A 14,402-nucleotide genomic window follows, 5' to 3' on the forward strand; every position below is an offset into this window, starting at 1 on the left:
TCTATTTACGAAGCCTTGGATCTAATGCATCTCTTAATCCATCTCCTAAGAAATTAAATGCAAGCATAGTAATACAAATAGCTGCCGATGGAAAGAAAAGCTGATAAGGGTAAGATCGTAGCCCCCCTAATGCATCACTAGCCAGGGACCCCCACGAAGACATGGGTGCTGATACACCAAGACCTATAAAGCTTAAAAAGGATTCTGTAAAAATAGCACTTGGTATCTGCATAGTCATAGTAACAATGATGACCCCCATGGCATTAGGAATCAAATGCCTGTAAAGAATTCTCCATGTACTTGCCCCTAAAGTTTTGGCAGCTAGTACATATTCCTGTTCTTTTAAGCTTAGGATTTGTCCACGAACAATCCTTGCCATCTTTACCCAATAAATGGTTCCTAAGGTAATAATGATACTCTTCAAACCTGAACCTACTACAACCATCAAGATAATGGCATATAATACTAAAGGGATGGTTGAAATAATATCTACAATCCGCATCATAATATTATCAACTTTTCCACCCATGTATCCTGAAATACCTCCATAAAGTACTCCAATAATGAAGTTCACTAAAGTTGCAATAACAGCAACCGCCAAAGATATCCTAGCCCCATACAAAACCCTTACATAAAGATCCCTTCCATGAGCATCTGTTCCAAACCAATGGTCCTTACTTGGTCCTTCATTTCCTCTTAAGAGATTTTGATCCGAATAGCTATAGGAAGAACATAGAGGCCCCACAATAGCTAAAGCAAAAATCAAAATAATCATTATAAGACCTAGCATAGCTAATTTATTTTTTTTAAGTCTTCTCCAAGCATCCTGCCAATAAGTCATACTTGGACGAACCATTTTTTCTTTTTCTCTATCATTTTTACTAATTGGCTGCCACATAATTTGTGCGATTTTCACTAGTACACCTCCCTACTTATCCATTTTTATTCTTGGGTCAATGAAGCCATAAGTAATATCTACAACCAAAACCATTATGACTAAAAATATGGCATAAAATATGGTCATTCCCATAAGTACTGTGTAATCTCGATTTCCAACACTTTCAACAAAATGTTTCCCCATTCCAGGGATGGCAAATATTCTTTCTACTACAAAAGAACCAGTAAGTATAGCTGCAACTAAAGGACCTACATAAGTTACTACAGGAATCAATGCATTCTTTAGTGCATGTTTTCCTACTACAACAAATTCTGAAAGTCCCTTTGCTCTTGCCGTCCTTATATAATCCTGTTGCATCACCTCAAGCATACTAGACCGAGTAAGTCTTGCCACAAAAGAAAGAGAAAATCCACTTAACGCAATAACAGGTCCTATAAAATGCTTAGGGGTTTTTAGTCCATAAGAAGGAAGCACCCCCAGTTTTGAACTGAAAATATAAATGATGAGTGTTCCTAAAACAAAGCTTGGGATGGTTACCCCTAGAGTTGCGAAAAACATAGCCAATCGATCTTGCCATTTATTTTGCTTCAATGCTGAGATCATTCCTATTGGAACACCTAATAACAAAACCAAGAGTACAGACAATCCTCCAATTTTTGCTGAAACTGGAAATCCTTCTTCAATCAATCTATTTACAGTAACTCCTGTACGTTGAAAAGAAGGCCCTAAATCTCCCTTCATAATCCCTCCCAAATAATCTAAATATTGCTTGTATAATGGTTGATCAAGGTTATATTTAGCTTCTAAAGCTTTCATAACAGCAGGTGGTAATGCCTTCTCTCTCGTAAACGGTCCTCCTGGTATAGCATGCATCAAAACAAAGGTAATAGTAATAACTAATAACAAAGTAATGATCATAGAAAAAACTCTATTTACAATAAATCTCCCCAAGTCTTCAAACCCCCTTTATCTTTTTTATTACCTTGTTACATTCTATGCAATCTTGTCCCATTCATGATAACTTTTTGACTACAAAAAACGGTACCTCACCAACAAATGATGCAGTACCGTGTTAAAATTCTTAAATTATCAAATATTCTGTTTTTTCATCTTGATCTTATACAAATTTTTCACATAAATTTCTTACACATAAATACTATTTTAAATAGTCTTCTGTAGGTTCTGTTATTTCCATAAACTCAACTAAAATTCCATGGGTATGTTTTGGTCTAACAAAATTAATTTTCATGGTAGGACTAGCTTGTGGACAATTTCTTTCCAGCATCTCATAACCTTTTGAAATAAACTCGTCACACGCTGCCTTAACATCATCTACTTCATAGCAGATATGGTGAATTCCGCCCTTGCCTTTGTTGTATTCAGCAAGAACACCTTCTGTAGGTACAAGGAATTCGATTGGACTTTCGCTTTCATTTTCATTCATTTTTGTAAATATATAATGTGCATGATAAGGTGCTACATAGCCCTTATGATCTACTTCAAGACCAAACTTCTCCATGAAATCTTCAACATCCTCCAAAGATGGCATAATAATACCAATGTGATGTAATCTTTTGTGTATCATAAAATATCAATCCTTCCCAATAATTATATTTTCAATAATCGTTGCCATAGCAGGCCCTCCACCTACACAAAGGGAGGCACAGCCATATTGACCATTTCTTCTTTTTAATTCACTTAATAAAGAAACAATAATTCTAATACCCGTACATCCTACAGGATGTCCAAGAGAAATACCTGAACCATTAGCATTTACTTTCTCCATAGGTAACTTTAATTCTCTATTTACTGCAATGAACTGCGCCGCAAAAGCTTCATTTATTTCAAAATAATCCATGTTCTCTAATTTCAAATCAGCATATGCCAAAGCCTTTGGTATTGCTTCTACAGGACCAATCCCCATAATAGAAGGTTCCACACCAACTGTTGCAGTAGAAACAACCCTAGCTAAAGGTTGAATTTTTAGTTCTTTCGCCTTTTGAGCTGACATTAATACGATCGCCGCTGAACCGTCATTAATACTAGATGCATTTCCAGCAGTTACAGATCCTTCTCTAATAAATGCTGGCTTTAATTTTGAAAGAACCTCTGTTGTTGTATTTACATTTGGACATTCATCCTGACTGATGACAGTTGTTCCTTTTCTATTTTTGATTGCTACGGGAATAATTTCACTGTCAAACTTTCCTGCATTTTGAGCAGCAACAGCTCTTTGGTGACTTAATTCCGCTAATTCATCTTGTTCTTCTCTAGTTATATGATACATCTCAGCTAATTTTTCTGCAGTCAATCCCATATGTTTTCCGCTAAAAGCATCTAATAAAGCATCATAGAGAAGTCCATCTTCAAGCATTCCGCCCCCAAGTTTATATCCTGTTCTAGCATTGAGTAATAAATGAGGTACATTTGACATACTTTCAATACCAAAAGCAACACTAATATCAGATTTTCCTAACATAATCTGAGAAACTGCAACTTCAAAAGCACGCATAGCAGAGGCACACTGCTGATCTATGGTTGTAGCTCCAACATGAACAGGAATTCCGACCTTAATTTGAACCTGTCGGGCAGGATTTCCCTTTGCCCCCGCTTTATAGACCATACCCGCTACTACATCCTCAACCTGTTCCGGGCGAATTCCTGCTTTCTCCAAAGCACCATTGACTGCAATTGTCCCCAGATCAACAGCTGATAAGCTTTTTAAATTTCCCAAGAATTTTCCAATTGGTGTTCTTACTGCACTTACAATCACTACTTCTCGCAAATTGAATCCCCCCATTTTCTTGAATTTTTTGCTAAATATTATTCTATAATTGTTTATTCATCATTTTCATTAAATCTTCTACATTATCCAATCCCTCTATTAACATAGGAATTACATCATAAACATCTCCAACAATTCCATAGTCAGCAATATCAAAAATTGGAGCATTTGAATTTTTGTTAATTGCAATGATAAAATCAGAAGACTGCATACCAGCTATATGCTGAATTGCACCAGAAATACCACACGCTATATAAAGGTTTGGTTTTACTGTTGTTCCTGTCTGTCCCACCTGATGTGCATGATCAATCCAACCTGCATCTACTGCCGCACGGGAAGCACCAACTACACCACCTAATTTATCTGCAAGCTTACTTAACATTTCAAAGCCTTCTGCATTTCCAAGGCCTAATCCCCCAGATACAATTATATTTGCATCTGTTAGAGAAACCATTTCTTTTTGAGATTTTATAATTTTAATTACCTTTGTTCTTATATCATCCTCTTTCAATTTAAAATTCAATTTTATAATTTCACCTTTTCTTACATCATCTTTCACAGCCTTATCCATAACCCCAGGTCTCACTGTAGCCATCTGAGGTCTGTTGTTCGGACAAATAATTGTTGCCATGATGTTTCCTCCAAAAGCAGGACGTGTTTGTTTGATTTTTTTGTCTTCAGGGTCAATTTCAAGTTTTGTACAGTCTGCTGTCAATCCTGTATCTACTCTAGATGAAATCCTAGGTGCTAAATCTCTTCCTATATGCGTTGCGCCAAGCAGCATAATTTCAGGTTTAATTTCATTAATTGCATCTGTAATTACCTTTGTGTATGCATCTGTTGTAAAAGTTTCTAAAAGCTCACTGTCAGCAATATACACCTTTTCTGCTCCATAAGAAATTAATTCCTCTGCCATGCCATTTACATCTTTTCCTAATAAAATCGCACATAATTCTACACCGATTTCATCAGCAAGCTTTCTTCCCTCTCCTAAGAGTTCAATAACTACAGGAGTGATTTTCCCTTGTCTTTGTTCTGCAAATACCCAAACATTTTTGTATAAACTTAAATTTTTATCCATAATTCCCTCCAACTTATATAATGTGTTTTTGTCTCAAATCTACAATTAATTTTTTAACAATTTCCTTCGTTGTTCCTTCTAGCATTATACCCTTACCACGCGGAGCAGGAGTAAAGGATCTAAACACCTTAGTAGGAGAAGCCTTTAACCCAACCTGTTCTGCATCAATATCTAAATCTGCCATAGTCCATGTTGGAATTTCTTTTTCATAAGCAGCAAAGATTTTGTCAACTGCCATGTATCTTGGTTCATTTAGTTCTTTTACTGCAGTTAATAATACAGGTGTATTTACCTTAATTATTTCATACCCATCCTCTAATTGTCTTTGCACAGTTACTTCATTTTCATTCAATTCAAATTCCTGTACATAAGTAACCTGAGGAATTCCTAATTTTTCAGCAATCTGAGGACCAACCTGAGCAGTATCTCCGTCAATTGCCTATCTTCCAGCAAAAATAATATCATACTCCCCAATTTTTCTTATACCTGCCGCAATTGTATTCGAGGTAGCCCAAGTGTCTGCACCACCAAATGCTCTGTCACTTAAAAGAATAGCATCATCAGCCCCCATAGCTAAACATTCTCTTAGCATAACATCTGCCTGAGGTGGGCCCATGGTTATTACAGTCACAGTAACATCGTTATATTGTTCTTTTAATTGCAAGGCTTCCTCTAAGGCATTTGCATCATCAGGATTTAAAATACTGGGAACACCAGCTCTAATAAGAGTTCCCGTTTCTTTATCAATCCTAACTTCTGTTGTATCTGGCACCTGTTTTACACAAACTAATATTTTCAAAATATATACCTCCAAGTTCTCAATTTTATGATTCTATATTTTTTTATTTTTGTTTCTTCTTTACTGTAATCCTAATTCTTACTTCAAAATCCCTGCTGCGATTACCATTTGCTGAACTTGTGATGTCCCCTCATAGATAGATAAAATTCTAGCATCCCTATAAATTCTTTCAATTGGATAATCCTTGATATAACCATATCCACCATGAATCTGTAATGCTTTATAAGCAACCTCATTGGCAATTTCTGCCGCATAATATTTTGCCATAGAACCTTCATGGTCAATTTTCTTTCCTGCATCTTTTTTTAGAGCAGAATCATATACTAATAATCTTGCTGCATTTACCTTTGTTTCCATATCTGCAAGTGTAAACTTTGTATTCTGAAATTTTGATAAAGTTTTTCCAAACTGAACTCTTTCTTTTGAATATTTTATAGCTTCGTCCAAAGCGCTTTGAGCAACGCCTACAGCCTGTGCAGCAACACCGATTCTTCCTGCTTCTAGCGTATTCATGGCTATCTTAAAGCCCATACCCTCTTTACCAATTAAGTTTTCCTTTGGCACTCTAACATTTTCAAATACTAAATCTGATGTTTGTGTACCTCTAATCCCCATTTTATCTTCATGTGCTCCGTGAGAGAATCCTTCCCATTTACTTTCCACAATAAATGCCGAGGTACCCTTTAAGCCCTTGGATTTGTCTGTCATTGCAATTACAATGGCAAAATCACAGAATGGCGCATTAGTAATAAAACATTTTCTTCCATTTAGTATATAATAATCACCCTCTAAAATAGCTTCTGTCTGCTGTGCTCCTGCATCAGATCCTGCCCCAGGTTCAGTTAATCCAAAGCATCCTACCATCTCACCTAAAGCTAATGGCTTTAAATATTTTTGTTTTTGTTTTTCAATTCCAAAGTTTAGAATTGGTAATGCAACCAAAGAAGATCCTGCGGTCACATAAGTTCCAGTAGAACAACATTTTCTACTTATTTCCTCCATTACAATTGCATAGGAAAGATAATCTGCACCTGCTCCACCATATTCTTTGGGAACAACAGTACTAGAGTATTTGTATTTTGCTAGCTTGTATAACAATTCTCTAGGCATCTCACCTGTTTTGTCCATTTCTGCTGGTAAAGTATCTAATTCTGTATTTACAAAATCTCTAATTGCTTTTTGTAAAAGTTCATGTTCTTTTTTGAATAACATAATATCCTCCATTTCAATTTTAAATTTATTTTATTGGGGGAAGTATAGTTGCCTTCCCATCCAAAATTAATTTTCCATCTTGATTAGTACAGTAGGTTCTTAAAATTACACGGTTTTTTCCCTCATTTTTTTCTAAAACCTCAACCTTAGCTATTACTGTGTCTCCAAATCTTACAGGTGCTAAAAACTTCATCTCTTGCCCTAGATAAATGGAGCCAGGCCCTGGAAGTTTCATAGCCAATACAGCTGTGGCATAGCTTGCTGCAATCATACCGTGGGCAATTCTTCCTTTAAATAGTGTTTTCCTTGCATATTCCTCATCAAAGTGAGCAGGATTAAAGTCACCACTTACACCGCCAAATAGAATCACATCAGCCTCAGTGACCGTTCTTGACATAGATGCCTCATCACCAATATTCAATTCCTTTATACTTTTCCCCATCATTGATGTTCCTCCCCCTTGATTAAAGTCTAATACCACCATCTACATTGAGTACATGAGCAGTTACATAAGAAGAATCATCACTAGCTAAGAATACCGCTACTTTTGCGATTTCTTCTGGCTCAGCCAGTCTTCTCAGCATGATTTTTTTCTTATATTCTTCAATCACCTTTTCTGGTACAGCCTTAAACATATCTGTGTTAACAGTGCCGGGAGATATAGCATTGACTCTTACCTGAGCACCTTTTCTTGCAAATTCCTTAGCCCATGTTTTTGTCAAACCAATGACACCAGCCTTAGTTGCCGCATAATTTGATTGCCCTAAATTGCCATAAATACCTGCAATAGAAGAAAGATTAATGATTGACCCTCTGCCTAGGTTTTGCATTTGTGGTCCTACCAGCTGTGTCAAATTGAAAACACCTTTTAAATTTACATCTATTACAAAATCCCACATCTGCTCTGTCATTTTTTCAGTCAATGCATCTTTGGTTACACCTGCATTGTTGACCAAAATATCCACTTTTTCATATTTCGCTATAACTGTATTATAGAAATTTTTCAAACCCTCTCTATCAGTTACACTAACCTCATACCCTTCCACATTTTCCATTTTATAGGGTAACTTGTTTAAGTCCACACCAATAACCTGCGCTCCTTCTGCTACAAAGCTTTCTACAATTGTTTTTCCAATTCCCTGTGATGCTCCTGTTACAATTGCAACTTTACCTTCTAATTTATTCATGACAACCTCCTCAAAATTTCACACAATCATTTGCATTTTCTAAGGTATTTTATGAACTTAGTATTTCGGCAAATGTCTGAATTCTTGTTCTTGCCTGCTCGTTATTTTCCATCTGCTGGTCAATTTCTAGATACAAGGTCGGTATACCAGCATCTTCAATTTCCTTTTTTACTAAAGGATAATCATATTCCTCAGGATCACAGAATTTCATCATGCAAAATACCACACCATCAATTCCTTTATTCTTGATTTCATCTACAATAATAGAACCTCGTTTTTTCTCAGGATCATACACTAAAGAACATCCCTCAAAAATTGACCAGTGTCTTGCTAATCTATCTAATGCATCCTCACCTTCTGGAACATCACAACGAAATTGTCTTGTTTCTTGTGCTAAATCATCCGCAATAACCGCCATATTATTCTCCTCTAAAATACTTAATAATTCTTTAGAATCAGCTAAAATTCCTGATAGCAAAACTTTTTTTCCATTCCATTTTCCAACAGGTTTTTTTACAATTTCATCCATTAATTCTTTTACTAAAGCTGTATGTTTTCCTTTTTCCATAAAGTAACCACTTTTGATTACTATATTTCTCTTTAAAGGAGTAATCACATTTGGATAATTTGCAGCAACTTCAACAAACTCTCTCATTGTTTTTCTATGCTCATTGTAAATAGCAATACTATTATTTATGGCTTCATTGGAAATCTCAATTCCTCCGATTTCTTCTAGTTTCTTTTTCACATTGGCATACTCACTCTTCAAATAAGTAATACCTGCTTGAATTTTTCTGTTTTGAGGGTGTACAAGTGCAATATATTCTACCTGTGGCACTCCAACTTTCCAGTTCTGCCCCATACAAATTAAAGTATCACACATTCCTGGAATAATAACTGCTGCTAAATCATCGTAAGTTCCTTTTAATCCATATTCTAGACAAGATTGCATAATAGAGCATGCAAATGCGGGGAAATATTGTTTTGCCAGTTCAAGGTCAGTCTGCCCTCCCCAAATACCTACAGGAAGCATGCCTGCAGCATGAATAATTTCCTCAGGACAATATACAGGAAAACATCCGATTGCCTTTTTTCCCGTTTCTTCTTTGTATTTTTTCACAACCCACCCGGGATTACTAATAACTTCATTCATTTGTTCAAAGATAACTTCTATCGTACTCATTATTTTTCACCCCTTGCTTTTTTTCTTTCCTCCATTACCTCAATCAAACCCTGAATTCTAGTTTCAAACTGTGCCTGTGTAAAACATCTTGGATCAGCTTGGTCTCCATCAAAACCTGCAAATGGTAATCCTGTTGCCTCTGCTACTTTTCTTTCCATTTCATACTGAATTAAGCTCATTAATTTACAACTTCTGTTCATATGATAGAATGCACCGTCACATTTTCCTAAATTTAAAGAATCAATTCTGTATTGTGACATTCTGTCTAAATTTACGTTATTGAACATACTGCTATATGCTCTTGCCATACCATCTAAATCATTGACCTCGTAGTCTAAAGCCCATGCATCAGGGTAAACACTCCCTGTCATGTTCACACCATATTTTGCTAAGGTTTTCATTTTAAATCCTATATAAGGCCAGCAAGGAATCCCTTCCATCATAATTCTGTATTTTTCTTCCCCTCTAAAGGTTGTTTCCTTATTTTTAATTCTCTCTTCCAGCTCAGCAATTAATAATTCGAAGGCATCTGTTGTTTCCTGCTTTCCTCTGGCACAAACAATCACAGCCATATAGTTGAATAAATCAAAACCATTCATAGGAGAAGGTTCTGCACTTGGCAAACTCATAGAATATTTCCACAGTTTTCCGTTTTTTGCGGATATCTTCATTACCTCTTCAAACTTTTTAGGGTCAAACTTTTTACCCGAAATCACCTCAAGCTGTTTAATCGCCTCTTCAAACTGACCTTTTAAATAATCAATTCTCTCCTGACTCACCTCATATTCGTTATTAAAGGTAGTATCAATCATAATTAAAGGAATGTTTAATTCCTTTGAAATATTTTCATACCATTTGATCACTTGGTTACAAATATTATTACAGCATAAAAGGAAATCAGGTCTTGGCATATTTAAACTTTCGCATCCCCCGTTTTCAAGAAAACCAAAATTGGTTCTTGCATAAGCACATAAATCAATAGAATATCCCTTGTCTTCTGCAATATTACATAGCTTTAAAGATTCTCTTTTTGCTGCAATTCCAGCCGCTTGATTTTCAGGATAACAAATATTGAGTCCAAAACATTCAGCAAGTTCCTGCGGAAATACAGAAGTAGACCACCCAACTGGTTCTCCTTTTTCCTTTGCTTTAAATGCATTTGCATATTGATCAGCCAATAATTTGGCAATCACATCTTTAGATGTTAATTTATTGCTCATTTTTATCCACCTCTTAAATTCCCTTATTTTTTTCCTTCCTCAAAAGCATACAAAGCTGCTCCCAAAGCTCCTGTTAACTGCGCTAGTTCAGGAACGATAATACTCTTTCCAATTGATTTTTCCATAGCTCTTACAACACCACTATTTCGAGCTACACCACCAACCATTACTACATCATCTTCAATTCCCACCCGTTTAGCAAGAGATGACACTCTTTTAGCAACAGAATCATGGATTCCTGCAATAATATTCTCTACAGGAATATCATTTGACAAATGCGAAATCACCTCAGATTCTGCAAATACAGTACATGTACTACTAATTTGAATTTCTTGTGTAGATTTTGCAGATAATTCTCCAAGGTCAGAAACTTGAACCTCTAGTATCTTAGCCATAACATCCAGAAACCGCCCTGTTCCAGCAGCACATTTATCATTCATAACAAAATTAAACAGTTTTCCTTGTTTATCTAGCTTTAATGCCTTGGCATCTTGACCACCAATATCAATGATCGTTTTCGCCGTGGGTATAAGAAAATGTACACCCTTTGCGTGACAGCTAAGCTCACTGATTTGTTTATCAGCATCTGTATATTTCATTCTTCCATAACCTGTTACAATTACTTTTTCAATATCCCTACGTTCAATTGACAACTGATTAAACAACTCATTTACTGCCCTTGTTGGTCCTGTTGTTCCAGTGCCAAAAGGAATAATTGCAATAGCTACAATATTTTTGCCATCCTCTACAATCACACCCTTAGAGGCTGTAGAACCTATATCTAATCCCATTGTATACATATCATTTATCCTTTCTTGAATGTTCTAAAGAATTGAATTCTTCAGAAAAATCACAGTGCAAATAATCTCTATCCTTACGTTATCTTACTGCTTTACTTTCTTTCATATTTTTAATTTCTTCCTGTGAATAGCCCACAGAACTTAAAATTTCGTCTGTTTTTTCTCCAATTTTAGGTGCCGAAGTCATTTTTCTAATTCCCATTTCTCCAAACTTTACTGGTGTATTGATTAAAACACCCTCATTACCAGAATCATAGATTTTCTTCACCAGATAATCATTCGCCCAAGCCTGTTCATCCTTAACAATATCTTCACAACGTTGAACTTTTTCAAAAGGTACATCATACTGAAGAAGAGTTTCTTCCCACTCGTCTAAAGTTTTCTCAAGCATAGCCTCTGCTACAACACTAACCATTTCTTCTACATTTTGAATCATTGCTGCATGCGTATTATATCTATCATCATTCATCAATTCTTCTCTATTGATAGCTTTAAAGAATCTTTCAATCCACTGATCATACTGAATTAACGCTAATTGAATCCATCTTCCATCCTTACACTGGTAGGAGTTACATACTGCCGAATTAGGACTTAATCTTGTCATAGGCATTTTATTTCCATATTGATCTGATAAAATCATACAACCTAAGCCATAGATCCCCATATGATAAAGACTTACGGTAACCTTTTCCCCTTTGCCTGTTCTTGTCTTATTCACAAGTGCTGCACAAGTTCCTGCTGCCAACGCAACGCCTGTATAATGATCCCCAAAACCTGCTGCACCATTTAAAGGAGACGTATCCTTTTCCATAAGGGATGCCATTACACCACCTCTTGCAAAGTAAGCTGTGTAATCAAAACCTGGTTTATCTTTTAACGGACCCTTTTCTCCATAACCTAAAACCTGAGCAAATACAAGTCTAGGATATTTTTCCTTTAACTGGTCATAAGATAATCCAATTTTCTTCAAAGCTTCTACTCTTATGTTGGTTACAAAAACATCTGCTTCAGAAAGCAAACGTTCCATAACTTCTTTTCCCTCAAGACTTTTTATATTCACACAAATACTTTTTTTATTGAAGTTTTCATTTTCAAACCAAGGATTTTCATCCTCTTTTGCTGGTGATGAGAAGGATAAACCAATTTTTCTCTGACCTTCTCCTGAAATAGGTTCTACTTTAATAACATCAGCACCCCAATCAGCTAACATTTTTGCACAGCTCGGTGCTGCTACAAATGTTGCAAATTCTACTACTTTAACACCTTTCAATAGCCATTTATCACTCATATTCTCATTCTCCTTTGCAAATATATTTTTTATCTTGCACCTACTACATTATTAATCAGCAATAACTATGCCAACTTCATTTATTTATAAAAAATCTCGTGAAATCAAAAGATTTCATTTCACGCTGTTGTATTTTTCATTCAAGCCACTTGCGATTTGCAATTCTCTCACTTGCATCTTGCAATTTTTACTTATCTTTAGCGAAAAGTTATGCTCTTTTTTCTTATATAACTCTACTATGCATGATTAAATACTTTTTAAAATCCAGTTACATTCCAAAAGTCGGGAATAATACATGTGCAAAAAGCAACCCTGCAACACCGTAAATGACTACAAGTACCAGCCAACTAGGAATACATTTCTTCATAATTTCTCCCTCTTGCCCTAAAGTATCAACAGTTGCCGCTGCTGCAACAATATTATTAGGACAAATCATGTTACCAATAGCCCCTCCTACGTTTTGAGCAGAGAATAGCACAACCTTGTTTAAGCTTAATAATTCTGCTGCCTGCATGTGCATTGGTCCAAACATTACATTAGATCCCAGTCCAGTTCCTGCTATGAATGTACCAAGAGAACCAATTAATACTGCAACTACCGGGTATCCACTTCCAGCTATATCTGCTAAACCTTGTGCAATAATATTAAGCATTCCTGTAGACTTCATAATATTTGCTACAGATAACAATGCTCCCATTGAAATAAATGCTGGTATTACCTTTATTAAGCCTTCTTTTAAATAAGAAACGTAACCTTTCACATTATTTAATATAATCGATCCAATGAAAACAATAATAAACATTACAACTGCAATCCAAACAACATATCCATATTTAGCCAATACCGCAAGTGGAAAAGAAAATCTAATGACAGGTAATGCAATGATTAAAATCAAGTAAGGTGCAAACGATTTCATCGTACTCGGAATTAAATCTTTCTCCTCTGGCGATAACTTTTCAGGAACGTATTTATATTCTTCCGGTGTCTGATGCTTTGATACCTTTACATAAATAAGGCTTGCAATAATACCAATGGCTCCACATCCTAAACTTACAATTTCTGTTCCTATAAAATTTGAAATAACGAAGAAAGAAGCACCTAATACTGCTCCTATATATAACAAATAACCCCATAAGCCTTTGAAACCTTTTTTCCCAATTAATGCATAAATCATAATAATAGGAACTACAAATGCACCAAGCATAGCAAGTCTACCTGAAATAGCTGTAACATCCTGCAATGCAATATGCTCTGCCACTACTGAATGACCAACAATAGTGGTTGCGCCTGCACCACCCCAAGAAGGTGCAATACCTGCTCCAAGCATACCTGCAATTGCTGCTGATAGTGGAGTAAATCCAATACCCACTAAAAATGGTGCACAAATTGCAGTTGGTGTACCTGCTCCTGCCGCTCCCTCAAGAAAAATACTAAAACAAAAACCAATCATAATTAAAAGAATTCTTTTATCGTCTGTTATACTTGCAAGTGCAATTTTGATTCCATCCATTGCCCTTGTTTTCTGAAGCATTACTAACATAGCGAAAGCAGCCCAAACAAGGAAAATTATTTTCCCCCCTGACATAACACCTTTCCATGTTTGAGTTACCAATTCACCTGTAACTGCATTGAAGCTAATAATACTTAAAATAATAGTAAATATAAGTGTAAAGGGGGATACGATTACTGCAGATTTTTTTAATACTATCATCCCTACTAAAACTACTACGATTGGTAATATTGCTAACAGCATCATCATTTTCTCTCCTCCAATTAATAAGATTTGTAGTCAATTCCAACCTACTCTCCAGTAAATAAATTGACTACATACGACATAAATCTACTGAAAATCCACACCACTTTTCGCTATAATCATATTAGAGCAAATATCGTGCCAAGTTTTTCTCAATGTGCACCCCCTTTGAAATCAACCTTTTTAAAATAGACTG

Annotated in this window: 13 protein-coding genes and 1 pseudogene; all 14 read right to left on the reverse strand. The window is 35.7% G+C overall.

The window, feature by feature from the left end; translation table 11 throughout:
* Position 1 precedes the first annotated feature (1 nt).
* The 14 genes and pseudogenes from K7H06_RS13570 to K7H06_RS13635 all read right to left on the reverse strand — a co-directional run bounded on the left by K7H06_RS13570 (position 2) and on the right by K7H06_RS13635 (position 14,212).
* Entirely contained in the window at positions 2-916 is a 915-nt protein-coding gene (locus K7H06_RS13570; RefSeq protein WP_343216787.1) for an ABC transporter permease, read from the reverse strand.
* A 12-nt stretch (positions 917-928) separates the two neighbouring features.
* Complete coding sequence (locus K7H06_RS13575) at positions 929-1,849, reverse strand: ABC transporter permease (RefSeq protein ID WP_223036579.1); 921 nt, start codon at positions 1,847-1,849, stop codon at positions 929-931.
* Between the two features lie 205 nt (positions 1,850-2,054).
* Positions 2,055-2,483: a VOC family protein gene (locus tag K7H06_RS13580; protein ID WP_223036580.1), complete on the reverse strand. Its 429-nt coding sequence runs from the start codon at positions 2,481-2,483 to the stop codon at positions 2,055-2,057.
* A 6-nt stretch (positions 2,484-2,489) separates the two neighbouring features.
* Positions 2,490-3,683: a thiolase family protein gene (locus tag K7H06_RS13585; RefSeq protein ID WP_223036581.1), complete on the reverse strand. Its 1,194-nt coding sequence runs from the start codon at positions 3,681-3,683 to the stop codon at positions 2,490-2,492.
* A 43-nt stretch (positions 3,684-3,726) separates the two neighbouring features.
* Positions 3,727-4,764, reverse strand: a complete 1,038-nt coding sequence (locus K7H06_RS13590) for an electron transfer flavoprotein subunit alpha/FixB family protein (protein WP_223036582.1) — start codon at positions 4,762-4,764, stop codon at positions 3,727-3,729.
* A 13-nt stretch (positions 4,765-4,777) separates the two neighbouring features.
* A pseudogene (gene etfB / locus K7H06_RS13595) lies at positions 4,778-5,563 on the reverse strand (electron transfer flavoprotein subunit beta).
* 78 nt (positions 5,564-5,641) lie between these two features.
* Positions 5,642-6,775, reverse strand: coding sequence for a putative isocaproyl-CoA dehydrogenase AcdB (acdB, locus tag K7H06_RS13600; protein WP_223036583.1), 1,134 nt, complete (start codon positions 6,773-6,775; stop codon positions 5,642-5,644).
* Between the two features lie 25 nt (positions 6,776-6,800).
* A complete protein-coding gene (locus K7H06_RS13605) occupies positions 6,801-7,220 on the reverse strand; it encodes a MaoC family dehydratase (RefSeq protein WP_223036584.1) in 420 nt (139 codons plus the stop codon).
* Between the two features lie 19 nt (positions 7,221-7,239).
* Complete coding sequence (fabG, locus tag K7H06_RS13610; RefSeq protein ID WP_223036585.1) at positions 7,240-7,962, reverse strand: 3-oxoacyl-ACP reductase FabG; 723 nt, start codon at positions 7,960-7,962, stop codon at positions 7,240-7,242.
* A 49-nt stretch (positions 7,963-8,011) separates the two neighbouring features.
* Entirely contained in the window at positions 8,012-9,145 is a 1,134-nt protein-coding gene (hadC, locus tag K7H06_RS13615) for a (R)-2-hydroxyisocaproyl-CoA dehydratase subunit beta (protein WP_484795919.1), read from the reverse strand.
* Positions 9,145-10,365, reverse strand: coding sequence for a (R)-2-hydroxyisocaproyl-CoA dehydratase subunit alpha (gene hadB, locus K7H06_RS13620; protein WP_223036586.1), 1,221 nt, complete (start codon positions 10,363-10,365; stop codon positions 9,145-9,147). Before hadB ends, hadC begins: the two co-directional genes overlap by 1 nt.
* Positions 10,366-10,388: 23 nt before the next feature.
* A complete protein-coding gene (locus K7H06_RS13625; protein ID WP_223036587.1) occupies positions 10,389-11,165 on the reverse strand; it encodes an acyl-CoA dehydratase activase in 777 nt (258 codons plus the stop codon).
* Between the two features lie 79 nt (positions 11,166-11,244).
* A complete protein-coding gene (locus K7H06_RS13630; RefSeq protein ID WP_223036588.1) occupies positions 11,245-12,453 on the reverse strand; it encodes a CaiB/BaiF CoA transferase family protein in 1,209 nt (402 codons plus the stop codon).
* Between the two features lie 268 nt (positions 12,454-12,721).
* Positions 12,722-14,212, reverse strand: coding sequence for an L-lactate permease (locus tag K7H06_RS13635; protein WP_223036589.1), 1,491 nt, complete (start codon positions 14,210-14,212; stop codon positions 12,722-12,724).
* Positions 14,213-14,402 lie beyond the last annotated feature (190 nt).

Source organism: Crassaminicella profunda, from assembly GCF_019884785.1.
In the GTDB taxonomy this organism is placed as follows: Bacteria; Bacillota; Clostridia; order Peptostreptococcales; family Thermotaleaceae; genus Crassaminicella; species Crassaminicella profunda.

Bases quoted from the DNA above. Each gene is read 5' to 3' on its own strand.
- K7H06_RS13580 (WP_223036580.1), bottom strand. From the start codon at position 2,483: ATGATACACAAAAGATTACATCACATTGGTATTATTATGCCATCTTTG.
- K7H06_RS13590 (WP_223036582.1), bottom strand. From the start codon at position 4,764: ATGGATAAAAATTTAAGTTTATACAAAAATGTTTGGGTATTTGCAGAA.
- acdB (WP_223036583.1), bottom strand. From the start codon at position 6,775: ATGTTATTCAAAAAAGAACATGAACTTTTACAAAAAGCAATTAGAGAT.
- K7H06_RS13605 (WP_223036584.1), bottom strand. From the start codon at position 7,220: ATGATGGGGAAAAGTATAAAGGAATTGAATATTGGTGATGAGGCATCT.
- fabG (WP_223036585.1), bottom strand. From the start codon at position 7,962: ATGAATAAATTAGAAGGTAAAGTTGCAATTGTAACAGGAGCATCACAG.
- hadC (WP_484795919.1), bottom strand. From the start codon at position 9,145: ATGAGTACGATAGAAGTTATCTTTGAACAAATGAATGAAGTTATTAGT.
- hadB (WP_223036586.1), bottom strand. From the start codon at position 10,365: ATGAGCAATAAATTAACATCTAAAGATGTGATTGCCAAATTATTGGCT.
- K7H06_RS13625 (WP_223036587.1), bottom strand. From the start codon at position 11,165: ATGTATACAATGGGATTAGATATAGGTTCTACAGCCTCTAAGGGTGTG.
- K7H06_RS13630 (WP_223036588.1), bottom strand. From the start codon at position 12,453: ATGAGTGATAAATGGCTATTGAAAGGTGTTAAAGTAGTAGAATTTGCA.
- K7H06_RS13635 (WP_223036589.1), bottom strand. From the start codon at position 14,212: ATGATGATGCTGTTAGCAATATTACCAATCGTAGTAGTTTTAGTAGGG.